Raw genomic sequence first — 22,714 nt, 5'->3', positions numbered from 1 at the left:
CGCCTTCTGCGATACTCGCGCAACTTTCTCAGCCGGAAGTTACCGGATCTTTACCCGCGGCCCCCGATATTCGAAAAAATCGCTTGAACTGGAACCGACATGACCCCTTCCCTGACCGCACCCGCCGCCGGCCTGACACCGGACCGCCCCAACCGGCCGGACCTGCGCGAAACGGCTGAGATGCTTGAGGCAGAGTTCCTGTCGGAGATGCTGGGCCATGCCGGTCTGGGCAAGGCGCGCGACAGCTTTGGCGGCGGCATCGGGGAAGAGCAGTTCGCCTCGTTCCTGCAACGCGAACAGGCGGGCGCAATGGCGCGCAAGGGCGGGATCGGGCTGGCAGAGGCGATCTTCAATGCCCTGCAAAGGGCCAGCGATGCATAGCGCCATTGCCCAACTGAAACAGATCTGCGGGCAGGAAATGGCGCTGATCCGGGCGGGCAGGCTGGATGCGCTTGGCCCGCTGGTCGCGCGCAAACAGGCCCTGGCCGAGACGCTTGCCGATGCGGACCCCGCCGCCCTTGCGCAGGTGCAGGATCTGCTTGACCGGAACCAGATGTTGCTTGAGGCCGCCATCCGCGGCCTCCGGTCCGCGCGGCAGCGAATCGCCCAGATCCGCGGGGCAGGCGCCGGGATCAACAGCTACGATCCGAACGGACAGACCCGCCGGATCGGCGCAAGCGGCATGACGGTCGAACGGCGGTTCTGACGCATTCGTCTAAACTTGCAGCTTCTTTGTGCCGCCCGCCCCGTCCTTCTTAGCAATCTCTTAGCGCTTGCGACGCAACCTTCCCCTGCACCGCATCGGTGACGCGGCCGCGAAGTGAAGCGGACCGCAAGGGTCAGAACGCCCCCATCATCGCCCCAAGGGCGATTTTTCAACGCGGCGCAAAGCGCCAATCTCGAAAGGACATATCATGTCGAGCATTCTGACCAACACCAGCGCGATGGTCGCGCTGCAGACCCTCAAGGGCATCAACTCGAGCCTTGCAAAAACGCAGGCTGAAATCTCGACCGGCAAGACTGTCGGCTCGGCAAAGGACAACGCGGCGGTCTGGGCCATCTCGAAGGTGATGGAATCGGACGTGAAGGGCTTTTCCGGTATCTCGGACAGCCTTGCGCTCGGGGAATCGACCGTCGCGGTCGCGCGGAAGGCCTCGGAGACGATCACCGATCTTCTGACCCAGATGAAAGGCAAGATCGTCGCCGCGCAGGAAGACAACGTCGACCGGGGCAAGATCCAGACCGACGTTCAGGCGCTGAAGGACCAGATCGCTTCGGTGGTCGGGGCCGCGCAGTTCAACGGGCTGAACCTTGTCAACGGCAGCGGCAATGCAAGCATCCTGTCGTCGCTTGACCGCGATTCCTCGGGCGGTGTCACCGCGTCCAAGATCAACGTGGCCGGGGTCGATTTCTCGGCCGGCGGTTATGTTGCGGCGGCGGCCTTCACCGGGGCCACCGGCGTTTCGACCAACGGGGACACGCAGTCCTTCGCGCTGAACAGCGCGGGTTCGGACGATATGGTGATCGACGGTTCGGTGCTTGCGGCGGGGGACAAGATCTCTGTCACCGTCGGGGGCAAGACCGCGGCCTATACCGTGACGCAGGATGACGTGAACACCGGCAACGCGTCCGAAAACGTCGCCTTCGGTCTGAAAAACTCGATCGATGCGATGAATATCAGTGGCCTCGAACTGGCCTATGACGACAGCACCACCGACGGAACCCTGACCTTCACCAACAACGGAACGCAGGATCTGTCGGTTTCGGCACAATACAAGAACGCCGACGCGGGCGATCTGTCGCTTCTGGCGACGATCGACGTGACGGATGCCGGAACCCTGGGTGCGCAGCTGACCAACATCGAAACGATGATCCAGACGGCGACACAGGCTGCCGCCGATTTCGGCTCGGTCGAGTCGCGGATCGAGGCGCAGGCGGATTTCATCTCCAGCCTGTCCGATTCGATGAAGGCCGGTATCGGCGCGCTGGTGGATGCGGACATGGAAGAGGCCTCTGCGCGTCTTCAGGCGCTGCAAACGCAGCAGCAGCTTGGCATCCAGGCGCTGTCGATCGCGAACCAGCAACCGCAGAGCATTCTGTCGCTGTTCCGCTGACACGGGCGGGGGCGCCCCCGGGCGCCCCCGATCCACACGGCAAAGCCGTGATCCGATGAACCCAGCCACAGGAAGGATCTTCCGTGAACGCGATTTCTCTGGCCAAAACGGCCTATGCAGCACCGGGACAATCGACCCGGACCTTGCGGGGGACGGAATACGATCTCTTTGCAAGAACCACGCACGGCCTGAAGGCCGCGCAAGCCATGGGCGCCGAGGGGTTTGCGGCCCTGGCCCGCGCCATCTACGAAAACCGCCGCCTCTGGACGACGCTGGCCGTCGACGTGGCCGATCCGGGCAACAGCCTTCCGGCCGACTTGCGGGCGCGGTTGTTCTACCTGGCGGAATTCACCAATGCCCACAGCCGCAAGGTGCTGTCGGGCAAGGCAAGCGCCGATGTGCTGATCGACATCAACACATCCGTCATGCGCGGCCTGCGCCGCGAAGGGGGTGGGGAATGACCGGACTTGTCCTGAAACTTGCGCCGAAGGAACGCGTGCTGATCAACGGCGCCGTTATCGAGAATGGCGACAAGCGTTCCCGTCTGGCGATCATGACGCCGAACGCCCATATCCTGCGCCTGCGCGACGCGATCCACCCCGAAGAGGTGACCTCACCCGTGCGGCGGGTCTGCTATATCGCGCAGCTGGTGCTGTCGGGGGATGCGGATGCGCAGGAAGCGCGCCTGCAACTGCTGCGCGGTATCGAGCAACTCAGCCAGGTTCTGACCGATTACGACAGCCGCAAACAGCTGACCGCGGCCACGGCCTCCGTGATCAGCAATCAGCATTATCAGGCCCTCAAGGCGCTGCGCAGCCTTCTGCCGCGCGAAGAACGGCTTCTGGCCGCGGGCCGGGGATGAGCTTTACGCCGATCATGCCGACGGGCGGCTATGCCGGCTGGAAGTTTCTGCAGCGCACGCTGGAGAAACAACAGACGGCCTATGCCGCAAGCGGCCCGATCCAGCGCGACGACGCGCAGTTCCGCGCCCGGATCGGACAGATCCGGACCGCGGAAGATCTGGTCTCCGATCGCGGGCTGCTGCGCGTTGCGCTTGGGGCCTTCGGCCTCGATGCTGATATCGACAACCGCTTCTTCATCCGCAAGGTTCTGGAAGAGGGCACGCTGGACGAAGGCTCTTTGGCGAACCGCCTTTCCGACAAGCGCTATCGTGATTTTTCCAAGGCCTTCGGATTCGGGGATTATTCGACCCCGCGCACCGTCCTGTCGGATTTTCCCGACGAAATCCTGTCGCGCTATCGCGCCATGCAGTTCGAGGCCTCGGTCGGCGAGGTCGATGCCGACATGCGGCTGGCGCTTGCCACCCAGCGGGAACTTCCGCTTCTGGCAGCGCAGGACAGCAAGGAAACGACCAAGTGGTATTCGATCATCGGATCGCCCTCGCTGAGCCTCGCGTTTCAGAAGGCGCTTGGGCTGCCCGCCAGCATCGGCGCGCTTGATATCGACCAGCAGGTGGCGGCCTATCAGAAAAAGGCGCAAACCGCGTTCGGCACCTCCGATCCGGCGATATTCGCGGACCCTGCGCGAACCGAGGGCTTCGTGCGCCCGATGTTGCTTCGCTCCGAGATCGCCACGCTTCAGACCCAGAGCAGGGCGACTATCGCCCTGCAACTGTTGCAAGGCATCGGCAACCGCACCTTGTCAGTTCGCATATGACGACGCGGCCTGCCGTGCGGGCGGTTTCTCCAGCGCCCTGGCAAGATCGGCGAAACTCTCTGCGACCCCGGCCTGTCGGTCACGCGCCATGAACGCGTCGAGCGCCGGCCAGACATGGATTGCCTGATCGAGCACGGGGTCCGAGCCCTCGGCGTAAAGGCCGGCACGGATCATTATCTCGGACCGGTCATAGGCCCCAAGCAACCGCCGCGCCTCGGCGATCAGCGCGTTTTCTTCGGCACTGGCGGCCTGTGGAAGGCTGCGCGAAACCGAACGCAGCAGGTCGACGGCCGGAAACCGCCCGCGTTCGGCAATGGCGCGCGACAGCACGACATGGCCATCCAGCACGCCGCGCAGAATATCCGCGACCGGCTCTTCCATGTCGGAACCGGGCACCAGGACCGAAAACACCGCCGTGATATCCCCCGCGCCTTCGGGGCCGGGGCCCGCGCGCTCGGCCAGCGCCATGATCATGTGCGCGGTCGAGGGCGGAAAGCCCCGCAGGCTTGGCGGTTCGCCCGCGGCAAGGGCCACTTCACGATGCGCCTCGGCAAAGCGAGTGATGCTGTCGGCCAGGAACAGAACCTGCTTGCCCTGATCCCGAAAATGCTCGGCCACCGCAATCCCGGTCCAGGCGCAGCGCCGCCGCACAAGCGGCGACTGATCCGAGGTCGCGGCAATGACGACCGAGCGCGCCATCCCTTCGGGCCCCAGAACCGTCTCGACGAATTCGCGCAGCTCGCGCCCGCGCTCTCCGACAAGGGCCAGAACGACGACATCGGCCGACAATCCCTGCGCCAGTTTCGCCAAGAGCGAGGATTTCCCCACGCCCGAACCCGCGAACAGCCCGATGCGCTGCCCCTGAACCAGCGGCAGCAGCGTATCGAAGACGGCAAGCCCGGTGGAAAGCCGCGCACCAAGGCGGCGGCGCCGGGTTGCCACCGGCGGGGCGGCACGCAAATCGCGCGCGGCCATGCCGCGTTGCAGCGGCCGGCCGTCCAGCGCCCGCCCGAACGGATCAATGACGCGGCCGATCCAGCTGTCATGCGGGGCGATACCGCATGCGCCTTGCAGCGCGATCCGGTCCCCGATGGCGATTCCGGATGACATTCCGTCGGGCAGAAGCGTGGCGCCCTGCGCGCAAAGCGCCACGATTTCGGCCCCGACTTCCGGGCCATCGCTGCGCAGGATGGACACCCGGTCCCCGATCACCGCCCGCACGGAAAGGCCGGAGGCCCGCACGACGCCCCCGCCGATTTCGGTGACCTGTCCGATCAGCCGCGCGGGTGCCAGCCCCTGAATCTCGGACCGCAGCAGTTCCAGACCTTCAAGCGCCATTCCGGCCTCCTTTCCCTCGAAAGGTTTTCTAAATGATTCGCTCTTAAGCCTTGATTGATAGCTCGGAGGAGAAGCCCCGATGTTCGAAAACCTTGAGATCATGTCGATGGCGCAGGCGATGGCGCGCCATGCGGCGCTGCGCCAGAACATCGTGTCGCAGAATATCGCCAATGCCGACACGCCCGGTTATCGCGCACGCGATGTATCGCCCTTTTCCCAGATCTACGGCAGCGGTGCGGAAACCGGCATGGCGGCCACCCGCGCGGGCCACCTGACGGCCGAAGGTGGGGCCTCGCCCCGCATCTCCCGCCTGGACACGGATCTTTCCCCCAACGGCAACTCGGTCTCGCTCGAGGCAGAGATGGTCAAGGCGGTCGAGGTTAGGCGGCAGCACGACCGGGCGCTTGCGATCTACAAATCCTCGATGAACGTGCTGCGCGCCAGCCTCGGACGGGGGTGAAGATGGCCGATTTCTCGGATGCCCTGGCAACTTCGGCCTCGGGGCTGCGCGCCCAGGCCATGCGGCTGCGCCATGTTTCGGAAAACATCGCGAATGCCGATACCCCCGGATATCACCGCAAGACGATCGCCTTCGAGGCAGAGTTCGACCACGGCCGCGCCACGGGTGCCGTAAGGGCCGGCCCGACCGAGCTTGATCGCAGCCCCCTTCCCCGGATCCACGATCCGTCGCATCCGCTTGCCGATGCGGGCGGCTATTACGCGGGGTCCAATGTCGATCTGGTCATCGAAATCGCCGACGCCCGCGAGGCGCAGCGCAGTTACGAGGCGAATCTGAAGATGTTCGATCAGGCCCGGCAGATGTCCTCGGCCCTGCTCGATCTTCTCCGCCGTTAAGATAAGGAGGTCCAGAATGGACTTGCGCACGTCATTTGCAACCCAGGGCTATACGCAGGCCCGCCAGGCCGCCGCACCCAAACCGACCCATGCCCCCGACCCGCAGGCAGGTCTGGCCAGGATCGCCGGCAGCTTTGCCGAAACGCTTCAGCACAGCGAGCAGACCGCGAAAGCCGCGATGGTCGGGAATGCCGACCCCCATGCGCTGGTGCAGGCCCTCGCGGCGACCGAGCTTGCCGTCGAAACCGCCGTGACGGTGCGCAACAAGGTGGTCGAGGCCTATCAGGAAATCCTGCGGATGCCGGTGTAAGCCATGCAGGAAGCGGTTCTCTTCGACACATTGCGCGCGGGCCTCTGGATCGCGGTGATGATGTCCGCGCCGATGCTGGCGGTCGCGCTTGTCGTCGGAGTGGCGATCGGCCTTTTTCAGGCCCTGACCTCGGTGCAGGAAATGACGCTGACCTTCGTGCCCAAGGTGGGCGCGATGCTGGTCGTCTTCTGGGTTTCGATGTCCTTCATGACGGAAACCCTCCGGTCCTTCTTCGCAGACCGCATCATTCCCCTGATGATCGGAGGATAGCATGGACAACGCCTTCTATACCACGATGACCCGCCAGTCCGGCCTGATGCACGAGATGCGCGTGGTTGCCAACAACATCGCCAATGTCTCGACAACCGGGTTCCGCCGGGAAGGCCTGATCTTTGCCGAACATGTCGCGGCCATTGGTGCCGGGGGGCCTTCGCTGTCCATGGCCCATGCCGATGCCCGCAGCATCAACCAGTCGCAGGGTCCGCTCAGCGCGACCGGAGGCAGCCTTGATTTCGCAATCGAGGGCGAGGGGTTTTTCCAGATCGAAACCCCGCAGGGCAACCGCCTGACGCGGGCGGGCAATTTCACCGCCTCGGCAGAGGGCGAGCTGGTCACGACCGACGGCTACCGGCTGCTGGATGCGGGCGGCGCGCCGATCCTGCTGCCGCCCGACGCGGGCACCATCCGGCTGTCGCAGGATGGGACGCTTTCGTCCGGGGATGGCCCGATCGCGCAGGTCGGGGTCTTCCGCCCTGCCGATCCCACCACCCTGACGCATGAAAGCGGAACCCGCCTTGCCTTCGACACCGAGCTTGAGCCGGTCGGGAATGCGACCCTGCTTCAGGGGTTTCTCGAGGATTCCAACGTCGATGCGATCTCGGAAATCGCGCGCATGATCGAGGTGCAGCGCGCCTATGAGATGGGCCAGACCTTCCTCGACCGCGAAGACGAACGCATCCGCAGCACGATATCCACCCTCACCCGATAAGGAGTCCCGATATGCGAGCCCTTCAGATCGCCGCCACCGGCATGAGCGCGCAACAGATGCGGGTCGAGGTCATTTCGAACAACCTCGCCAACATGTCCACCACGGGCTACAACGCCCGCCGCGCGGAATTCGCCGATCTGCACTATCAGCAGATGACGCGGCCCGGCGCGATCACCGCCAATGACGGCACCGTGGTGCCGACCGGGGTGCAGCTTGGCCTTGGCGTCCGGCCCTCGGCGGTGACGGTCAACCTGGCGCAGGGGTCGCTTTCGGCGACCGGCGGCGATCTGGATCTTGCCATCGACGGGCACGGCTATCTTGAGGTCACGCTGCCTTCGGGCCTTTCCGCCTATACCCGCGATGGCGGCCTGAAACGTTCGGGGGACGGCCAGATCGTCACCTCGGACGGCCATCCCGTGGTGCCCGACATCACCATCCCCGCCGATGCGCGCGCCCTTTCGATCAATGCCGCGGGCGAGGTCTATGCCTATTTCAACGACCGGGTCGAACCCGAGATGCTGGGCCAGTTCACGCTGGCAAGCTTTACCAACGAAAAGGGGCTGGAGGCGATCGGGTCGAACCTGTTTCTGGAAACCGGGGCGTCGGGTCCGGCCAATGTCTCGGCCCCCGGCGAGGACGGGCTGGGCACATTGCGGCAGGGCTATCTTGAGGAAAGCTCGGTCGATCCGGTGCGCGAGATTACCGAACTGATCAAGGCGCAGCGCGGCTACGAACTGAACGCCAAGGTGATCACCGCCGCCGACCAGATGCTTGGTGCAACGACACAGGTGCGCTGATGATCCTCCGGCTTGCCCTGACAGGCTGTGTCCTGGCCGTTCTTGCGGCGCCCGCCGCACGGGGCGAAACCCTGCTGGCCGCGCGGACCCTGCGCGCCAATACGGTGATCGGCCCTGCCGATGTGACGGTATCGGACAGCGCCGCGCCCGGAGCGCTTTCGCGCCCCGACGATGCCTTGGGGCTGGAAACCCGCGTCACGGTCTATGCCGGCCGGCCGCTGCATGCCGCCGACCTGGGCCCACCCGCGATGATCGAGCGCAACCAGATCGTGCCGCTGCTCTATCGCCGCGGCGCGCTCAGCATAGAAACCGAAGCCCGCGCGCTGGAGCGCGGCGCCGCGGGTGCGCGGATTCGCGTGATGAACCTCGATTCCAAGGCAACCCTTACCGCCACGGTCACGCCAACGGGCGCGGCGCTCGTGGATTAGCACAGGAAGATTTCGAATGCGTATTCTCTTGATCGCCGCCTGCACCCTTGCGTTCAGCGCCTGCCAGCGCCTGGAAGAGGTGGGCAAGGCCCCGGATTTCACCCCGGTGGAAACCGGGAACGAGTTCTTTGCGATGACCAGCGCCCCGATGCCGCAAAACGCCCAAGCGACAAGCGGCGCGACCGAGGCGTCGCTCTGGTCGGGCGGGCGCGGCTCGCTTCTGGGGGATCGCCGCGCGGCGGCTCGTGGCGACATCCTGACCGTCGTGATCGAAATCGACGACAAGGCCGAAATCTCCAACAGCACGGGGCGCAGCCGGAGCGGCTCGGATTCCATGGGCATTCCGGCCATGCTCGGGATTCCGCAGCGCCTGGATCAGCGCCTGCCCGACGGGGCCAGCATGGCAGACGCCTATGAGACGAATTCGCAATCCTCCTACAAGGGAAACGGCTCGGTTGCGCGCAAGGAAAAGCTGACCCTGCGCGTGGCCGCCACGATCCTCGATCGCCTGCCCAATGGCGTTCTGCGCATTCAGGGCAGCCAGGAGGTGCGCGTGAATTTCGAGGTGCGCGAGCTTGTGGTGACCGGCTTCGTCCGCCCCGAAGATGTCAGCCGCCAGAACGAGGTGACCTATGACAAGATCGCCGGCGCGCGGATCGCCTATGGCGGCCGCGGGCAGATCACGGATGTGCAGCAACCCCGCATCGGCCAGCAGGTCGCAGACGTTCTGTTGCCGTTCTGAGGGTGCCCATGCGTAAGTTGCTTCCGATCGTCATGGCATTGATCGGCCTGCTGGCCGGCGTCGGAGCGGGCAAGTTTTTTGCCGAACCTCCGCCGCCGCCCGAGGCAGAGATGGCCGAGGCCGAACCGCACGATGCCGCGCCCTCCCATGCCGAATCCGATACCGGGCGCGAATATGTCAAGCTTAACAATCAGTTCGTCATACCGACGATAGAGGATGGGCAGGTCTCGGCGCTTGTGATCCTGTCGCTGAGCCTCGAGATTGCGCAGGGCAATCGTGAGCGGGTCTACGAGATGGAGCCGAAACTGCGCGACGGTTTCCTGAGCGTCCTTTTCAACCACGCCAATGCCGGAGGGTTCCGCGGGGCCTTCACGCAATCGGGCAACCTCGAAGCGCTCCGCCGGGCCTTGCTCGAATCCGCGCACAAGGCGCTTGGGCCCGAGGTGTCCGACATCCTGATCGCGGATATCGTCCGCCAGGATTCGCCCTGAGCCGGGACGCGATCCGCGGCCATCCTGTCAGCCGCGCGACAGGGCGGCGCGCAGACTGTCCAGCGCCATCTTGCGGCCGAAGGCACGAATGGCCTCGGCCTTTCTCGTTTCAAGCAGGCGGCCCTGTTCGTCGGCCTGGCGTTGCAAGGCCGCGGCTTCCTGCCCGGCCCATTGGCTGAAACGCACCGCACCGGATCCGAGCGCCGGATCGGCCCTGGTCGCTTGCCAGGCCTGCAAGACCGCGCGGCGATTGGCGGCCTGCCTGTCCCGCGTCTTCGCCATCTCGTCCGAGATTGCGGCAAGCTGCGCCAGGGCCAGGTCCGACTGCATCCCGGTGATCTTCGCAAGCGTCTCGAGGTCTGATTTCTTCATCACGGCCCCCACTTGCCACGCGCGCGTTTGCGCATCGCTTCCGCAAAGCGGATCGCGGCCGCAATCGGTTTGTAATGCTCGGGCCGGATCTCGTCGCCGATCTCCAGCGTGGCGTGAAGGGCGCGCGCGGTGGGCGGGTCGGACCGGATCGGCACGCCATGCTCCATCCCGATCCTGCGGATGGTCGCCGCAACCTCGTCCACGCCCTTGGCCACGCAGACCGGGGCGCGCCCGCTTCCCCGATCCCATTTCAGCGCAACGGCATAATGCGTCGGGTTGACGATGATCACATCGGCTCCCTGCACATCCGACAGCATGCGGTTCATGGCGATATCGACACCGCGCTGCCGTCGCTGCGCCTTCATGTGGGGGTCGCCCTCGGACTGCTTCATCTCGTCAAGCAGTTCCTGCCGGCTCATGCGGTTGCGGCGCAGATGCTCGGCGCGTTGCCAGACATAGTCCACCCCACCGATCACCAGCGTGACAACCGTTACAAGCACGACGAACTCGGCCACCATGCGCGCGATCTCGGCCGCGATCAGGGCGGGCTCAAGCCGCTGCGCCTGCAATATCCGCGGCAGTTTACCCGACAGGAAGACCGCCAGCAGCACCGAAATCAGGACGAGTTTCACGAAACTCTTGGCAAATTCGAAAAGCCCGGTGCGCCCGAATTTCTGGCCCGCATTCGCAAGCGGATCAATGCGGCTTGCCTTGAAGGCCAGCTTGTCGCCCGAGAAGACAAGGGCGCGCTGTGCGACAAGCGCCAGCAATGCGGCAATCATGGGAAGGGCAAACCAGGGCGCAAGCAGCGCAAGGCCTTGCAGGATCGGCCCCCGAAGAACCGTCCGTCCCCCGTGGCCTGAAAGGACACCCGCAAAAGCATCCGGACGATCCAGGAAAGCCGACAGCGCGGTACCAAGGCGGACAAGCCCCTCGCCGCCAAGGGCAAGGGCCATCACGGCAAAGCCAAGATAGGCGGCCGCGGTCGTCAGATCGGTCGATTTCGGGATGTCGCCCTTGCGCCGCGCCTCGTCAAGCTTGCCCTGTGTCGGCTCGTGTTCCTTCTCGGCCGCCTGATCCTCGCTCATCCCGGCCCCCCGAAAGGCGCGGCAAGGAATCCGTCAAGCGTGGCATGCCAGAATGCCAGCCCGGCGGGCAGGGCGATGCTCAGCAAGGCAAGCCCGCCAAGGGTCAGCGCCGGGGCGCCGACGAAGGCGACCATCAGCTGCGGCATCGCCCGGTTGATCGCGCCAAGCGCCACGTTGTAGATCAGCCCCGCAATGACGAATGGCGCGGCGATGCTCAGCGCCAGAGAGAAGCTGGCCGAAACGCCCGAAAGCCCCCAGGCGAGAATCCGGCCGACCTCTAGTGCCTGCCCCGGCGGCAACACATCGTAAGAGGCGATCAGCAGCAGCGCGATCTTGACCGGCAGGCCCGACATGACGGCCAAGGCAAGGCCCGCCGCCACGAGGATATGCCCGATGGCGGGCTGCGGCTCGCCGCCGGAGCCGCCGAAAAGCTGCGAAAGCGATGTTGCCTGCGCCGCGATCGTGCCGGCGGTCTGCAATGCAAGCACGAAGAAGCGCAGCATCGCGCCGATCGCAAGGCCCAGCAGGGGCTCGGTCAGCATCGCGCGGGGCGGCACGCCACGCCCGGCCCCGACGCTTTCGGCAACGGCGGGCATCACGGCAGCGGTGAAGGCCAGGGCAAGGCCGAGGCGCACCCGCATCGGAACCGACACCTCTCCGAAAGCGGGCATCAGCGCCATCGCACCCCCGACCCGCAGGAAGACGACGAAGCCCAGGAACAGCATCTCTTGCAGGGCCGGGGCCAGTTCGGCAAGCGTCGCGGTCATGCGGGAACCACGCCGACCATGGCGGGGCGCGCGTTGGTCCCGATTTCCTCAAAGCTGAGAACCGGGGCGCTTATGCCCTTCGCGGCCAGCACGGTGCGCAGGAAACGGCGCCGGAACGTCGAGGTCACCAGTGCGGGAAAGACACCCTCTTCCCCGGCGCAGGCAACCTTCTCGGCGACATTGCCCGCCAGCCGGTTGAACTTGTCCGGCGGCAGGGCAATGTCACCCTGCCCGCGGTCCCCGCCGATCTGATAGGTGCTGAACGCCTCTTCCCATTCGGGCGCAAGCTGAAGCAGCGGGATGGTGCCGTCATCGCGGCGCAGATCCGCGACAAGCTGAAAGCCCAGCCTCTGGCGGACATGTTCGCAGATCGCCTCGGGCGAGGGCATGCCCCGGGCCTCGGCGATCGCCTCGACGATCAGCAGCAGGTTGCGGATCGACACCCTCTCTTCAAGAAGCAGGCGCAAGACCGCAAGAAGCAGATCCGGACTGACCTTGTCGGGAACAAGATCGTCCAGGATGCGGCGGTTGCTTTCGCCCCGCGCCGCATCCGACAGGTTTGCAGCCTCATCCAGAAGGCGGCGCAGCGCGCGCAAGGTCATCAGCCGCGCGAAATTGTTGCGGATCACCTCAAGCAGGTGGGTCGCCAGAACCTCTGTCGGGCTGACGACGGTCGAGCCCGACAGCGCGGCCTCTTCCTGCCGGTCGGACAGGATCCAGCGCGCGGGGGCGCCGTAGACCGGCTCACGGACATCCTGCCCTTCGGGCACGCTGCCGGAATTATCGGACACGAGGGCAAGGACATGATCCGGGAACAGCCGGTCCTTCGCCTGCTCGACCCCCTGGATGCGGATGCGATACCAGCCGGGGCCAAGCGTGTGATCGTCGGTCAGGCGGATTTCGGGCAGGATCACGCCGTAACCGGCCGCAACATGATTGCGCATGTTGGCAATGCGCGCATCGAGGCCGGTCGCGGGATCAAGCGCCATGGAAACAAGGTCGGGCGCGAATTCGACATGGATCTCATCGACATCGAGGATGTCCCCCAACGACTTGCGCGGGGCAGGCTCGGACGGGGCGGGCATGCGCATCGCGTCGCGCCGCCGCCGTTTCCCGGCCGCCCGGTAACCGCCGAAAGCGATCCCCCCAAGCACAAGGGCGCTGCCGATGAACGGCAGGAACGGCAAGCCGGGCACGATCGCAAAAAGCGCCATCAGCACCGCGACGGTGGCAAGGGCCGCGGGATAGCGCCCGAGCTGCCGGAACAGCTCCAGATCCGCGGCGCCTTGCGCGCCCCCGCGTGACAGCAGGATCGCCGAGGCAATCGAGATGATCACCGCCGGGATCTGACTGACCAGCCCGTCGCCCACCGTCAGGATCGCATAGGTTTCCAGCGCGCGGTCCATCGGCATGCCATGCACCAGCGTGCCGATGATCAACCCCATCACGATATTGAGCATGGTGATCAGAAGCCCCGCGACAGCGTCGCCCTTGACGAATTTCGACGCCCCGTCGAGCGAGCCGAAGAAGGTCGTCTCGGCCTGCTCCTTCTCGCGCCGCGCGCGGGCCTCGGCATGGTCGATCGCGCCGGCATTCATGTCGCTGTCGATGGCCAGCTGCTTTCCCGGCATCGCATCCAGCGCGAAGCGCGCGCCGACCTCGGCCATGCGGCCGGCGCCTTTCGTGATGACGATGAAATTCACGATCAGGATGACGCAGAACACCACAAGCCCGATCAGGACCGAGCCGCCCATGATGAAATTGGCGAACCCCTCGATCACGCCGCCGGCGGCCCCGGTTCCGGTATGGCCCTGCCCGATGATCAGTTTCGTCGAGGACACGTTCAGCGACAGCCGCAGCATGAGCGAGGCCAGAAGCACCGTGGGAAAGGCCGAAAAATCCAGCGGCCGCTCGATGAAAAGCGTGATGGTGAAGATCAGGATCGCCAGTCCGAAGGACAGTGCGACCCCCAGGTCCAGCACCCATGCCGGCACCGGCAGGATCATCATCACGATCACCGCCATAAGCGCAAGCGACAGCAGGATAGTGGGCTGGAAGATCTTCAGCATGGTGATGCGCACGGGCTATTCCTGCCCCATTCTTGCGACCGCGGCGGCAAAGAGGCTTGCCCCCGGCGCCCCCCCAAGCGAGGCCGGCGCCGCCGTCTTGCGGATCAGAAGGGGATAGCGGTTCACCCGCTCTGCCCTGTCCTGCGGTGCGGGGCCATTCGCGGCCAGGACGATATCGGGGATTTCGGGGATCTCCCGATCGGGCAAGGGCGCGCCGCCATCCGGACCTTCCTCCGGGGCGAGCGTGGCGCGAATGCGGTCGAAACGCGCGGCATAGCGGTTGGCGAATTCCGGCGTGCGCGAATGGTAGGCGCCGGCCGCCTTGCTCCAGGATCCGGTTTCGGTGTGCAGATCCCTGAGGAACCTGGCCGCATATTGGGCATTTGCCAGCGGATCGAACATCTCGTCGATCGAGGCGAAGGCCTCCCCATGCCATTTGTAATTGATCTGGAAGCAGCCCACATCGAAGCTTCGGGCGCCGCGCTTGAACTCTTTGAAGACGAACGCGCGGGCCTGGTCCTGCGTGTCGAACCAGTGGCCCTTGCCCTCCATGTTCACCGTCCAGGGCCAGGGCTGAAACGCGCCGCCAAGCTTGCGGCCAGTTTCCGTCAGCGTGATCGCCCTGAGAACCGAAACCGGCACGCCCGACTGCTGTGCGACCGTCGCCGCGACGCGCGAGCAGATCTCTGCCTCGGACTGGCTGGCCTCGGCACGGGCCGCAAAAAGCCCCACGGCCATCAGGAGCACATGCCGCATGACGGCCCAACGAAAGCGTTTCATGGGTTTCACCCACCTCCAGCAATTCTTGCCAGACCCACGCTAGTGACGGAGCGTTTAGAAAGCGTAAGCGTCTAAGGTGATTCCCGAAGATCTGCGGTTTCTTGCAAAAGCGCCTGCATGGCCTCGCGCTCGGCCGCGCTTCGTTCAAGCAGGTCTCGGGCCGTGGCCAGGTCCGCACCCCCTGCGGCAGGCCTGTCCGGTGGCGGCGCGGCGGGTAAAACCCCATCATCTTGCTTCTGCGGCCGGGCATCCTCGGTGATCCGCTGCAAGGCCGCGGCCCGCAGGGCATTCGCCGCCTCATTGTCAAGCCCGACAAGATCGGCGATGGCCGCGGGCGCATTGCCATCCTTCAGCGCCATGCGCGCATGCAACAACCGCCCGTCCTCTGTCTGGCCCGGATCGCCCTCCAGCTGCGCCCTTGCGGCATCGGGGAATCCCTCATCCGCCAGACGTTCCGCCAGAGCAAGCCGTGTGGCGGCACTCAGGCCCGGCTGGCCGGTTTCCGCAAAAGCCCAGGGCAGGAACCGGGCCGTGTCGGCAAGTGCCAGAAGGTTCTGGAAAAGCCCCTCACGGGTTTCCAGCCGCAGCGCCTCATGCTGGCCCTGCGGCCAGCGGGACAAGGCCTCGAACGCCTCGTCGAACCGCTCGGCGCCCGCCAGTGCCAGGACATGGGCCTTGCGCAGCCGGGCACCAAGCGGGGTCGCGGCATGTTCGAAGGCCAGTGCATCCAGCGTCTCGATCGCTTCGGGATCAACCCTTTCGCCCCGGTCGATCTGTGCGGCAACGTAAAGAAGAAGCGCCTGCGGCGTTTCTTCCCCTTCCCCTGTCGAAAGTTCGCGCAAGGTCCGTGCCGCGGCACCCGTGTCATCCCGCGCAAGGTCGATCTGCGCCTCCACAAGGCGCAACGAGGCGGGGTCGGTATCCGGCAACCGCGCGATCGCCGCGCGGATATCCTCTGCGCTTCGGGTGGCGCCCGCGTCGATCAGGCGACGGGTCAGATCGGGCCCCAGCCAGGCCCGCAGATGCGGCGGCAGCGCCGAGAAAGCGCGGGTCACGGCGGGTTGGTTGATCCCCTCTGCCGAAAGTGCACCCTCCCTGGCCGCCAGCACAGCCCAGAGCGCCGCCGCGCTGTCGCATCCCGCCATGGAGTGAAAGCGCGACCCTGCCCCGACCGGCCTGCCTTCCACCAGCTCCGCCAGGTCCGGCAAGACCCTGTCTGCCCCCGGATCGACCGACATGGAGGTCAGAAGAGCCCGCGCCTCGGCCCCGAAGCCCAGGGCGATGTAAAGCCTTGCCAGATCTGCAACCGCGGCATCGTCGGGGCGGTCGAACTCTTGCGTCAGGGACGAACGGGCGGCACCGATCTGCGCGGCAACAGGCGCGTCACCCAGCCATCCGGCAATGTCGAGTTCCGCATCCGAATGGCACCGCACGCCATCGGCAGAAAGTTCGGGGGCCGCGCCCGCCACCGCGTTGTCACGATCGATCACCGTGCGCGACTGAATGGCGAGATGATCCGACGCCGCATCCGGCGCGGGCGGGGCACCATCCTGCCGGGCCGGCGCCTCCGGGCCGGGTGGCAGCCCGATCTGCCGTGTATCGAGACGGATAAGGCCCTGCGCGGCCGCCCGGCTGATCTGGTGCAGCAACTCCTGCTCGGCCTGCTGGACATCGGCCAGACGGGAGGATGCGGGCAAGGGCCGGGGCTTTGCCGGTGCGGGATGCGCCGGGTCGGGCGCCTCCAGCCGGCGCTTCCAGTATACGGGCAAATGCGCCTGCAGGTCCGGCACGGCCGTCGGCGTGGCGGGAAAGACGGGCGGCAGGACCGCAGGCCCATCCCCCCGAACATCGGCCTTCGCTGGCAAGGCGCCGGAAATCACGTCGATCACGACCGAGCCGCTTTCGGTTGCGAAGCTTTTTGCATGCACATCGCCCGCCAGTGAAATGACGACATCGCCGCCCGCGCCGTCCTGCCGTATCGCCCGGATGCGGGTTCTCGGGATCAGCTCGAACACCCTGCCGGAATCGAACCGCAGGCTCGGGTCACCCACTGTCAGGCGGAGGCTGTCTGCGGCGGTTTCGATGCTCCACTCCGTGCCGTTCGGCAGATCGAAGACCAGCCGCGAGAATGTTTCATGCTCGCCCGAGCGGACACGGACGGTTTCGGCCGAAACCGGCGCGGCAAGAAGGAAAAGGGCAACCAGCAGGCGGATCATGCGGCTTCGGCCTTGAGCAGTTTCAGCGCCTCTTCCAGATCGACGAAGCTGGGCCTGTTGTGATGCGGGGTATTCTGGCGCCCCACCTCGATGCAGATATTGGTTGCGTGCTGGTAAAGGTTGGCCACCAGAACCTCGCGGATCAGCTTGTAGAAATGGCTGTCCTCATCGATCACCGTTTTCATGCGCGCCGCGAAAGGCGCGATGAAGCCATAGGCCAGGAACACCCCCAGGAAGGTGCCCACCAGCGCGCCGCCGATCATCTTTCCAAGGATCTCGGGCGGTTGGTCGATGGAGCCCATGGTCTTGATCACCCCAAGGACCGCGGCAACGATGCCAAGCGCAGGCATCGCATCCGCAACGGATTGCATCGCATGACTGGAATGCAGCGCGTGGTGATACTGCGCCTCGAGCTGCTTCTCGAGAACCTCCTCGACCTGGTGGGGATCGTCGTAATTCATGGAGGCGGACCGCATCGTGTCACAGATCATGTCGACCGCCTCGTGATCCGCGGCGATCCTGGGATAACGGCCGAAGATCGACGAGTCGTCCGGCGCCTCGATATGCTCCTCGATCGCCACGGGGTTCTGCCGGGCCAGCCGGATAAGCTCGACCAGAAGGCACAGCAGGTCACGGTAATCCGCGGGCTTCCACTTCGGCCCCTTGAACACCTTGCCCACGTCCCGCATCGTGTGCTTGACCGAGGCCATATCGTTGGACAGCAGGAACGATCCCGCCGCCGCGCCGCAGATCATGATCATCTCGAAGGGAAGCGACTTGAGGATGATCCCCATCTTTCCACCGGCAGCAATGTAGCCGCCGAAAACCATCACGAAGATGACGACGATACCGACGATACCGATCATGTGGATTGCCTCCGGTCTGCTGGCCTGCCCTCCACCGGCGGGCGTCGGAAAAGGTTACTGCCTGGGTGCATTGGCATTTCGTCCCGCCATCAGCACGCTGATGGAATAGGCCGCCTTGGGATCAAGCCCCGCGAGGACCGCGGCTGCCGCATCGGGCCGCATGCGCGCCAGGAACCCGACCGCGAATTCCGGCGCCATTTCATTGAACAGCCGGGCCGCATCCTTCGGCTTCATCGCCTCGTAAAAGGCGACAAGCCGGGCCACGTCCTGCTCGGCCGCGCCATCCGCGATCGCCACGGTGCGCGCAAGGTCCTCTTCGGCGGCGCTCAGCGCGGCAAGCTGCCGTTCCACGCGTTCCTCGGTGCTTTTCAACGCCTCGATCCGCGCGTCCAGCCGCGCTTCACGCTCGGACACCTTGCGTTCACGCTCCTTCACGGCTTCAAGAAGCGCGATCGCATCGGGCGTGGCCGGTTTGACGGTTTCGGGGGGCACTGTCGCGTCCGAGGCAAGCGCGAATGCGCCGCCCGTCGCCTCGACCAGCCGCAGGAACCCCGACACGCCAAGCAGCGTTGCCAGAATCAGAAGCGCGCCCCGCCCCGCCCGACGCCGATGCCCTGCCACCGCCTTTTTGGGTCCGTGCCGCCGGGTCATTCCGCATACTCCGCCATGTCAGACCTTGCACGCCGGCGCAGAACCCGCGGGCGGCGCCCCTCGGCATCGCCCGGCGGCAGATCATGCAGCGATGCCAGCAAAAGTTCGAGCTTCTGCGCCCCGCTTTCGGCACGCGCGGTCAGCGCATCGAGCTGGCGCGCCGAGGCCGCGGCCGTTGCTTGGGCCTGCTGAAGGGCCTTGGTCATGTCGTCGACCTGCGCCGACAGCACGGCGATTGCACCGCCCATGCCGTTTTCAAGCTGATTGAACTGACGCAGGCGCCGCGCCAGCACAAGGCAATAGGCGGCCGCACCCAGCGCACCGGCGGCAAGCAGGATATCTGCGATGAACTCCATGGCTTCCTCTTCAGTTCAGGACAAACTCGATCACCAGCAGGTCGCGCACGCGGCCCTCGCCGGTGACCATCTGCACGCGGCGCAACATCTGGGCCCGCAGCCGGAACAGCGCCGTCGGCTCTTCCAGCTCGGCGATATCGACCGCGCGAAGATAACCGTTCAGCACATCCATCACCCGCGGGCGAAGCAGCTCGACCTCCTTGGCATGGGCCGAGGCAACCTCGAGCTGCGCGGAAAAACGCAGGTGGCGCTGAACCGCACCGGGCAGCGACACGATCAGCGGATCAAGTGCGACAAAGGCGATGTCGGGCAGCGTGTCGGATGTGTCGTGAACCTCGTGCGAGGTGCCGCCGGACAGGCCGGGAATCACTCCGGCCATGACCGCCAGATAGCCACCCGCCCCGCAGGCAAGCATCAGCACGAATCCGATCAGAAGCGGAATTTTCGATTTCTTTTCAGCAACCTCCGGGCTGCTTTCCTGTGTGTCGTCCATCTCGGCACCGTGTTTTCGCTTTGGGTGTCTATAGCCCTTCACCCACTAACCGATTGTTAAGCGCAATCGGGGAATCTGCCTCGTGGCGAGGGGGCAGAAGCCCCAAAAGGAGGTGTGTCTTGCAACAGGTATCGGCGCTATGGAGCGCATTGGACCCTCGCAAACGGCTGATTGCGGCCGGTGCGGCGCTTTCGGTATTCGTCGCAATCCTGTGGCTTGCGGGGATGTCCTCGCGCAGCGATCTTGCATTGCTATATGCCGGCCTCGAAGGCGCCCGCGCGGGCGAGATCGTCACCGCCCTCGAACAGCGCGGGGCGGCCTATGAGGTGCGCGGCGATTCGATCTATGTCGAAAGCACGCGGCGCGACGAGCTGCGCATGACCCTTGCGGCCGAGGGGCTGCCCGCCGCCGGCAGCATGGGGTATGAGCTGCTTGATTCGCTGACGGGTTTCGGCACCACCTCGCAGAGGTTCGACGCCGCCTATTGGCGCGCGAAAGAGGGGGAACTGGCACGCACGATCGTTTCCAGCCCCGGCATCCGTTCGGCCCGCGTGCATATCGCCACCCCCTCCGGCCAGCCGTTCCGCAAGGATCTGCGCCCGACCGCCTCGGTCACGGTGGTCACCGCGGCCGGAAGCCTTGCGGCGCCGCGGGCCAAGGCGTTGAAATTTCTTGTGGCCTCGGCAGTCTCGGGCATGTCGCCGGAGGATGTTTCCATCATCGACGGAAACGGGGCGCTGATCGGCACCGGGGAAGAGGCCGGGCCGGCCAATGACCGCGCCGTCGAGATCCGGAACAATGTCGAAAGGCTGCTTGAGGCGCGCGTAGGCTATGGCAATGCGGTGGTCGAGGTTTCGCTGGAAACCGTGTCGGAACGCGAGGCGATCACCGAGCGGCGCTTCGATCCCGAGGGGCGCGTGGCGATCTCGGTCGATACCGAAGACCGTTCGGACATGTCGGACGAGATGCGCCCCGGCGCGGTCAGCGTCGCCTCGAACCTGCCCGAGGGCGATGCGGCGAATGGCGGAAAATCGCAAAGCAACGTGACCGAAACGCGCGAGCGGACGAATTTCGAGGTCTCCGAAACCACGCGTGAGGTGTTGCGCACCCCCGGCGGCATCAAGCGCCTGACGGTCGCGGTTCTTGTCGACGGGCTTCAGGTGGCCGACGGTGCCGGCAATATCTCGTGGCAGGCCCGCCCCGAAGAGGAACTGTCGGCGCTGCGCGAGCTTGTGGCCTCGGCCGTGGGCTTCGACGAGGCGCGCGGCGATGTCATCACGCTGCGCTCCATGCCTTTCGAACAGGCCGCGGTGCAGGGAGAGATTGCCCATGCCGGCATGTTCGCCGCATCCGATATCAACCTGATGCAACTGATCCAGACGGTGATCCTGGGCGCGGTCGCGCTTGTGCTGGGGCTGTTCGTGCTGCGGCCGCTGCTGATGCGCCCGCCCGCGCGGGATCTGCCGCGCCTTGGCCGCGGCGGGGATCTTGGCGGCGCCGCGTTGCGGGAAGGCGCGATCGACATGGAGGATGTGGCGCAGCCCCCCGTCACCCTGACCGACGAGCTTCGCCGCACCGACCGTCAGCTTCCCGTTACCTTCGATGCGACGGCGGCCGCAAGCGGCCAGACCCACGACCCCGTCCTTCGCCTCAAGCGCCTGATCGAAGAGCGTCAGTCCGAATCGGTCGAGATCCTGCGCAGCTGGATGGAAGATGAAGGGGAAACCGCATGAGCGGGCATCTTCTGAAGCTTGAAACCTTCGAGGACAGCGATCCTGACAGCGATGTCACGCTTTCGCCCGCGCGGCTTGAGGAGGTCCGGCTTGGCGCGTTCGAGCAGGGCTATACCGCCGGATGGGAAGACGCGAATGCCGCGCTGGACGATGCCGAACGAAAGCTGCGCAGCGAACTTGCCGGCAACATCCAGAAACTCTCGTTCACGTTTCATGAGGCGCGCACCCACCTGCTGCGCTCGGTCGAGCCGCTGATCGTGGAAATGGCCGCGCGGGTGCTGCCCGCAATGGCCCGGGACACGCTTGCCCCGATCGTCCTGGAACAGGTGCTTCCGCTGGCCGAAAAGCTGACAGAGGCTCCGCCAAGGATCGTGGCCCATCCCGCCAGCATGCCGCGCATCCGCGAGATGCTGGCAGCGGAAACCGGATTACCCGTCGAATTCGACGAAGACCCCGCGATGGCCGAGACCCGGGCCAGCCTCCGCTTCGGACAGACCGGGGTCGAGATCGACCTTGACGGCGTCATCGCGGCGATCCGCGCCGCCATCCGCAACCACTTCCGCCCCGGGCAGGAGACCCCCGAAGATGAGCATTGACGAACCCCCCGTGCCGCAGAACCCCTTCAGCCAGGTTCCCATCGAAATCACCGTATCGGTCGGCAAATCCCGCCCGCTCGTGCGCGACCTCTTGCGCATGAAGCGCGATTCGGTGCTGCCGCTCGACCGCAGGGTCGACGACCCGGTCGAGCTTTATGTCGGCGACAGGTTGATCGCACGCGGAGAGCTGACCCAGCTTGACCCGGACGGCGATGGCCCGCTTGCCGTGCGCCTGACCGAGATCGCCGATCTGCAGAACGGCCTGTGATGGCGCGCCTCATACTCCTTGCGCTGATGCTGTGCGCGGGCCCCGCCGCCGCGCAGGACATCACGGTTTCGCTTGGCAATGGCGAAAGCCTTGCGGGCCGCTCGATGCTGCTGATCGCCGCGATCACCCTGCTCGGGCTGGCGCCCGGCCTTGCGATCATGGTGACCTGCTTTCCGTTCCTGGTCACGGTGCTGTCGATCCTACGCCAGGCGCTTGGCCTGCAACAGTCGCCGCCCAACATGCTGATCGTCAGCCTCGCGCTTTTCCTCACCTGGTTCATCATGGAGCCGGTTTTCCTTGAAAGCTGGCGAAACGGGATCGAACCGCCGATCGCCGGGCGCCTGGAGCTGCCCGCAGCCTTCGAGCTGGGCATCGCCCCGTTCCGGCTTTTCATGGCCGGGCGCACCGATCCCGACACTTTCGCCACGCTTCTTGACCTGCGCCCCGGGGCCGCCGGCAGCGGGATCGGAGAGGCGCCGCTTTCCGTCCTTGTGCCTTCCTTCATGCTGTCGGAGATTTCCCGCGCATTCGAGATCGGGTTCCTGGTCTTTCTGCCCTTCCTCATCATCGACCTCGTGGTTTCGGCGGTGCTGATGTCGATGGGGATGATGATGGTGCCGCCGGCCATCGTGGCGCTGCCCTTCAAGCTGGCCTTCTTCGTCGTCGCGGATGGCTGGGTGCTTGTCTCGAACGCGCTTGTGCGGGGCTACATGTAGCGG

At 65.6% G+C, this 22,714-nt stretch carries 30 protein-coding genes; 19 read left to right on the top strand and 11 right to left on the bottom strand.

What is annotated here, in order from left to right; all coding sequences use genetic code 11:
- The first annotated feature begins 99 nt into the window (after positions 1-99).
- From AC4PTO_RS17445 to AC4PTO_RS17420, 6 genes are all read left to right on the top strand, one after another.
- Positions 100-381: a rod-binding protein gene (locus AC4PTO_RS17445; RefSeq protein ID WP_492730686.1), complete on the top strand. Its 282-nt coding sequence runs from the start codon at positions 100-102 to the stop codon at positions 379-381.
- Entirely contained in the window at positions 374-706 is a 333-nt protein-coding gene (locus AC4PTO_RS17440) for a hypothetical protein (protein WP_492730684.1), read from the top strand. The genes AC4PTO_RS17445 and AC4PTO_RS17440 overlap by 8 nt, the downstream gene beginning before the upstream one ends.
- A gap of 208 nt (positions 707-914) precedes the next feature.
- Positions 915-2,114 carry a flagellin N-terminal helical domain-containing protein gene (locus tag AC4PTO_RS17435; RefSeq protein ID WP_492730683.1) on the top strand — a complete coding sequence of 400 codons (1,200 nt, stop codon included), beginning with the start codon at positions 915-917 and terminating at the stop codon, positions 2,112-2,114.
- A gap of 83 nt (positions 2,115-2,197) precedes the next feature.
- A complete protein-coding gene (gene flaF, locus AC4PTO_RS17430; RefSeq protein WP_492730681.1) occupies positions 2,198-2,575 on the top strand; it encodes a flagellar biosynthesis regulator FlaF in 378 nt (125 codons plus the stop codon).
- The gene (gene flbT / locus AC4PTO_RS17425; RefSeq protein WP_492730679.1) at positions 2,572-2,976 is read left to right on the top strand and encodes a flagellar biosynthesis repressor FlbT; all 405 of its coding nucleotides are present in this window, start codon (positions 2,572-2,574) and stop codon (positions 2,974-2,976) included. Before flaF ends, flbT begins: the two co-directional genes overlap by 4 nt.
- Positions 2,973-3,791: a DUF1217 domain-containing protein gene (locus AC4PTO_RS17420; protein WP_492730677.1), complete on the top strand. Its 819-nt coding sequence runs from the start codon at positions 2,973-2,975 to the stop codon at positions 3,789-3,791. The genes flbT and AC4PTO_RS17420 overlap by 4 nt, the downstream gene beginning before the upstream one ends.
- Here AC4PTO_RS17420 and AC4PTO_RS17415 read toward each other — a convergent pair.
- Positions 3,777-5,129, bottom strand: coding sequence for a FliI/YscN family ATPase (locus AC4PTO_RS17415; RefSeq protein ID WP_492730675.1), 1,353 nt, complete (start codon positions 5,127-5,129; stop codon positions 3,777-3,779). The genes AC4PTO_RS17420 and AC4PTO_RS17415 overlap by 15 nt on opposite strands.
- Positions 5,130-5,208: 79 nt before the next feature.
- Here AC4PTO_RS17415 and AC4PTO_RS17410 point away from each other — a divergent pair, with 79 nt between their 5' ends.
- From AC4PTO_RS17410 to AC4PTO_RS17370, 9 genes are read left to right on the top strand one after another with little or no spacing between them, the layout of a single operon-like run.
- Positions 5,209-5,589: a FlgB family protein gene (locus AC4PTO_RS17410; RefSeq protein ID WP_492730673.1), complete on the top strand. Its 381-nt coding sequence runs from the start codon at positions 5,209-5,211 to the stop codon at positions 5,587-5,589.
- Between the two features lie 2 nt (positions 5,590-5,591).
- Positions 5,592-5,984 carry a flagellar basal body rod protein FlgC gene (gene flgC / locus AC4PTO_RS17405; RefSeq protein ID WP_492730671.1) on the top strand — a complete coding sequence of 131 codons (393 nt, stop codon included), beginning with the start codon at positions 5,592-5,594 and terminating at the stop codon, positions 5,982-5,984.
- Between the two features lie 16 nt (positions 5,985-6,000).
- Positions 6,001-6,294 carry a flagellar hook-basal body complex protein FliE gene (fliE, locus tag AC4PTO_RS17400; protein WP_492730669.1) on the top strand — a complete coding sequence of 98 codons (294 nt, stop codon included), beginning with the start codon at positions 6,001-6,003 and terminating at the stop codon, positions 6,292-6,294.
- A gap of 3 nt (positions 6,295-6,297) precedes the next feature.
- Complete coding sequence (locus AC4PTO_RS17395) at positions 6,298-6,564, top strand: flagellar biosynthetic protein FliQ (protein WP_492730667.1); 267 nt, start codon at positions 6,298-6,300, stop codon at positions 6,562-6,564.
- 1 nt (position 6,565) lies between these two features.
- The gene (locus AC4PTO_RS17390; RefSeq protein WP_492730666.1) at positions 6,566-7,282 is read left to right on the top strand and encodes a flagellar hook-basal body complex protein; all 717 of its coding nucleotides are present in this window, start codon (positions 6,566-6,568) and stop codon (positions 7,280-7,282) included.
- A gap of 11 nt (positions 7,283-7,293) precedes the next feature.
- A complete protein-coding gene (gene flgG / locus AC4PTO_RS17385) occupies positions 7,294-8,079 on the top strand; it encodes a flagellar basal-body rod protein FlgG (RefSeq protein WP_492730664.1) in 786 nt (261 codons plus the stop codon).
- Positions 8,079-8,507 carry a flagellar basal body P-ring formation chaperone FlgA gene (flgA, locus tag AC4PTO_RS17380; protein WP_492730662.1) on the top strand — a complete coding sequence of 143 codons (429 nt, stop codon included), beginning with the start codon at positions 8,079-8,081 and terminating at the stop codon, positions 8,505-8,507. Before flgG ends, flgA begins: the two co-directional genes overlap by 1 nt.
- A gap of 16 nt (positions 8,508-8,523) precedes the next feature.
- Positions 8,524-9,249 (top strand): flagellar basal body L-ring protein FlgH, encoded by a 726-nt coding sequence (gene flgH, locus AC4PTO_RS17375; protein ID WP_492730660.1) that lies wholly within the window; start codon positions 8,524-8,526, stop codon positions 9,247-9,249.
- A gap of 8 nt (positions 9,250-9,257) precedes the next feature.
- Positions 9,258-9,740, top strand: a complete 483-nt coding sequence (locus tag AC4PTO_RS17370) for a flagellar basal body-associated FliL family protein (RefSeq protein ID WP_492730658.1) — start codon at positions 9,258-9,260, stop codon at positions 9,738-9,740.
- 27 nt (positions 9,741-9,767) lie between these two features.
- Here the strand turns inward: AC4PTO_RS17370 and AC4PTO_RS17365 are convergent, their stop codons facing one another.
- The 10 genes from AC4PTO_RS17365 to AC4PTO_RS17320 form a co-directional block, all read right to left on the bottom strand.
- The gene (locus AC4PTO_RS17365; protein ID WP_492730656.1) at positions 9,768-10,112 is read right to left on the bottom strand and encodes a hypothetical protein; all 345 of its coding nucleotides are present in this window, start codon (positions 10,110-10,112) and stop codon (positions 9,768-9,770) included.
- Complete coding sequence (gene flhB / locus AC4PTO_RS17360) at positions 10,112-11,200, bottom strand: flagellar type III secretion system protein FlhB (RefSeq protein ID WP_492730654.1); 1,089 nt, start codon at positions 11,198-11,200, stop codon at positions 10,112-10,114. Before flhB ends, AC4PTO_RS17365 begins: the two co-directional genes overlap by 1 nt.
- Entirely contained in the window at positions 11,197-11,967 is a 771-nt protein-coding gene (locus AC4PTO_RS17355) for a flagellar biosynthetic protein FliR (RefSeq protein WP_492730652.1), read from the bottom strand. The genes flhB and AC4PTO_RS17355 overlap by 4 nt, the downstream gene beginning before the upstream one ends.
- Complete coding sequence (gene flhA / locus AC4PTO_RS17350; RefSeq protein WP_492733683.1) at positions 11,964-14,036, bottom strand: flagellar biosynthesis protein FlhA; 2,073 nt, start codon at positions 14,034-14,036, stop codon at positions 11,964-11,966. The genes AC4PTO_RS17355 and flhA overlap by 4 nt, the downstream gene beginning before the upstream one ends.
- A 15-nt stretch (positions 14,037-14,051) precedes the next feature.
- Positions 14,052-14,816 (bottom strand): lytic transglycosylase domain-containing protein, encoded by a 765-nt coding sequence (locus AC4PTO_RS17345; protein ID WP_492730650.1) that lies wholly within the window; start codon positions 14,814-14,816, stop codon positions 14,052-14,054.
- Between the two features lie 71 nt (positions 14,817-14,887).
- Positions 14,888-17,032 (bottom strand): hypothetical protein, encoded by a 2,145-nt coding sequence (locus tag AC4PTO_RS17340; RefSeq protein WP_492730648.1) that lies wholly within the window; start codon positions 17,030-17,032, stop codon positions 14,888-14,890.
- Complete coding sequence (gene motA / locus AC4PTO_RS17335) at positions 17,029-17,898, bottom strand: flagellar motor stator protein MotA (RefSeq protein ID WP_492730647.1); 870 nt, start codon at positions 17,896-17,898, stop codon at positions 17,029-17,031. The genes AC4PTO_RS17340 and motA overlap by 4 nt, the downstream gene beginning before the upstream one ends.
- 54 nt (positions 17,899-17,952) lie before the next feature.
- Positions 17,953-18,549 carry a MotE family protein gene (locus tag AC4PTO_RS17330; protein ID WP_492730645.1) on the bottom strand — a complete coding sequence of 199 codons (597 nt, stop codon included), beginning with the start codon at positions 18,547-18,549 and terminating at the stop codon, positions 17,953-17,955.
- Entirely contained in the window at positions 18,546-18,905 is a 360-nt protein-coding gene (locus AC4PTO_RS17325; protein ID WP_492730643.1) for a hypothetical protein, read from the bottom strand. The genes AC4PTO_RS17330 and AC4PTO_RS17325 overlap by 4 nt, the downstream gene beginning before the upstream one ends.
- 10 nt (positions 18,906-18,915) lie before the next feature.
- Complete coding sequence (locus tag AC4PTO_RS17320; RefSeq protein ID WP_492730641.1) at positions 18,916-19,398, bottom strand: flagellar basal body-associated FliL family protein; 483 nt, start codon at positions 19,396-19,398, stop codon at positions 18,916-18,918.
- A 119-nt stretch (positions 19,399-19,517) separates the two neighbouring features.
- On the opposite strand from AC4PTO_RS17320, the gene fliF reads away from it, so the two are divergent.
- Genes fliF through fliP form a run of 4 tightly spaced genes read left to right on the top strand, consistent with a single transcriptional unit; the run spans position 19,518 to position 22,711 of the window.
- A complete protein-coding gene (fliF, locus tag AC4PTO_RS17315) occupies positions 19,518-21,131 on the top strand; it encodes a flagellar basal-body MS-ring/collar protein FliF (protein WP_492730639.1) in 1,614 nt (537 codons plus the stop codon).
- Positions 21,128-21,727 (top strand): FliH/SctL family protein, encoded by a 600-nt coding sequence (locus tag AC4PTO_RS17310; RefSeq protein ID WP_492730637.1) that lies wholly within the window; start codon positions 21,128-21,130, stop codon positions 21,725-21,727. The genes fliF and AC4PTO_RS17310 overlap by 4 nt, the downstream gene beginning before the upstream one ends.
- On the top strand, positions 21,717-21,995 hold the full coding sequence (locus AC4PTO_RS17305; RefSeq protein WP_492730635.1) for a FliM/FliN family flagellar motor switch protein: 279 nt from the start codon (positions 21,717-21,719) through the stop codon (positions 21,993-21,995). The genes AC4PTO_RS17310 and AC4PTO_RS17305 overlap by 11 nt, the downstream gene beginning before the upstream one ends.
- Positions 21,995-22,711: a flagellar type III secretion system pore protein FliP gene (gene fliP / locus AC4PTO_RS17300; protein ID WP_492730634.1), complete on the top strand. Its 717-nt coding sequence runs from the start codon at positions 21,995-21,997 to the stop codon at positions 22,709-22,711. The genes AC4PTO_RS17305 and fliP overlap by 1 nt, the downstream gene beginning before the upstream one ends.
- The last annotated feature ends 3 nt before the right edge of the window (positions 22,712-22,714 follow it).

Source organism: Rhodobacter maritimus (genome assembly GCF_058747975.1).
This window is presented reverse-complemented; position numbering and strand designations above follow the sequence as displayed.

Coding starts and splice junctions, on each gene's coding strand:
- motA (WP_492730647.1), bottom strand. CDS start 17,898: ATGATCGGTATCGTCGGTATCGTCGTCATCTTCGTGATGGTTTTCGGC.
- fliE (WP_492730669.1), top strand. CDS start 6,001: ATGGACTTGCGCACGTCATTTGCAACCCAGGGCTATACGCAGGCCCGC.
- flgH (WP_492730660.1), top strand. CDS start 8,524: ATGCGTATTCTCTTGATCGCCGCCTGCACCCTTGCGTTCAGCGCCTGC.
- AC4PTO_RS17445 (WP_492730686.1), top strand. CDS start 100: ATGACCCCTTCCCTGACCGCACCCGCCGCCGGCCTGACACCGGACCGC.
- AC4PTO_RS17370 (WP_492730658.1), top strand. CDS start 9,258: ATGCGTAAGTTGCTTCCGATCGTCATGGCATTGATCGGCCTGCTGGCC.
- AC4PTO_RS17365 (WP_492730656.1), bottom strand. CDS start 10,112: ATGAAGAAATCAGACCTCGAGACGCTTGCGAAGATCACCGGGATGCAG.
- AC4PTO_RS17330 (WP_492730645.1), bottom strand. CDS start 18,549: ATGACCCGGCGGCACGGACCCAAAAAGGCGGTGGCAGGGCATCGGCGT.
- AC4PTO_RS17310 (WP_492730637.1), top strand. CDS start 21,128: ATGAGCGGGCATCTTCTGAAGCTTGAAACCTTCGAGGACAGCGATCCT.
- flbT (WP_492730679.1), top strand. CDS start 2,572: ATGACCGGACTTGTCCTGAAACTTGCGCCGAAGGAACGCGTGCTGATC.
- AC4PTO_RS17435 (WP_492730683.1), top strand. CDS start 915: ATGTCGAGCATTCTGACCAACACCAGCGCGATGGTCGCGCTGCAGACC.
- AC4PTO_RS17420 (WP_492730677.1), top strand. CDS start 2,973: ATGAGCTTTACGCCGATCATGCCGACGGGCGGCTATGCCGGCTGGAAG.
- AC4PTO_RS17395 (WP_492730667.1), top strand. CDS start 6,298: ATGCAGGAAGCGGTTCTCTTCGACACATTGCGCGCGGGCCTCTGGATC.
- flgG (WP_492730664.1), top strand. CDS start 7,294: ATGCGAGCCCTTCAGATCGCCGCCACCGGCATGAGCGCGCAACAGATG.
- AC4PTO_RS17320 (WP_492730641.1), bottom strand. CDS start 19,398: ATGGACGACACACAGGAAAGCAGCCCGGAGGTTGCTGAAAAGAAATCG.
- fliP (WP_492730634.1), top strand. CDS start 21,995: ATGGCGCGCCTCATACTCCTTGCGCTGATGCTGTGCGCGGGCCCCGCC.
- AC4PTO_RS17325 (WP_492730643.1), bottom strand. CDS start 18,905: ATGGAGTTCATCGCAGATATCCTGCTTGCCGCCGGTGCGCTGGGTGCG.
- flgA (WP_492730662.1), top strand. CDS start 8,079: ATGATCCTCCGGCTTGCCCTGACAGGCTGTGTCCTGGCCGTTCTTGCG.
- AC4PTO_RS17355 (WP_492730652.1), bottom strand. CDS start 11,967: ATGACCGCGACGCTTGCCGAACTGGCCCCGGCCCTGCAAGAGATGCTG.
- AC4PTO_RS17415 (WP_492730675.1), bottom strand. CDS start 5,129: ATGGCGCTTGAAGGTCTGGAACTGCTGCGGTCCGAGATTCAGGGGCTG.
- flhA (WP_492733683.1), bottom strand. CDS start 14,036: ATGCTGAAGATCTTCCAGCCCACTATCCTGCTGTCGCTTGCGCTTATG.
- AC4PTO_RS17410 (WP_492730673.1), top strand. CDS start 5,209: ATGTTCGAAAACCTTGAGATCATGTCGATGGCGCAGGCGATGGCGCGC.
- flhB (WP_492730654.1), bottom strand. CDS start 11,200: ATGAGCGAGGATCAGGCGGCCGAGAAGGAACACGAGCCGACACAGGGC.
- AC4PTO_RS17390 (WP_492730666.1), top strand. CDS start 6,566: ATGGACAACGCCTTCTATACCACGATGACCCGCCAGTCCGGCCTGATG.
- AC4PTO_RS17305 (WP_492730635.1), top strand. CDS start 21,717: ATGAGCATTGACGAACCCCCCGTGCCGCAGAACCCCTTCAGCCAGGTT.
- AC4PTO_RS17340 (WP_492730648.1), bottom strand. CDS start 17,032: ATGATCCGCCTGCTGGTTGCCCTTTTCCTTCTTGCCGCGCCGGTTTCG.
- flgC (WP_492730671.1), top strand. CDS start 5,592: ATGGCCGATTTCTCGGATGCCCTGGCAACTTCGGCCTCGGGGCTGCGC.
- AC4PTO_RS17345 (WP_492730650.1), bottom strand. CDS start 14,816: ATGAAACGCTTTCGTTGGGCCGTCATGCGGCATGTGCTCCTGATGGCC.
- AC4PTO_RS17440 (WP_492730684.1), top strand. CDS start 374: ATGCATAGCGCCATTGCCCAACTGAAACAGATCTGCGGGCAGGAAATG.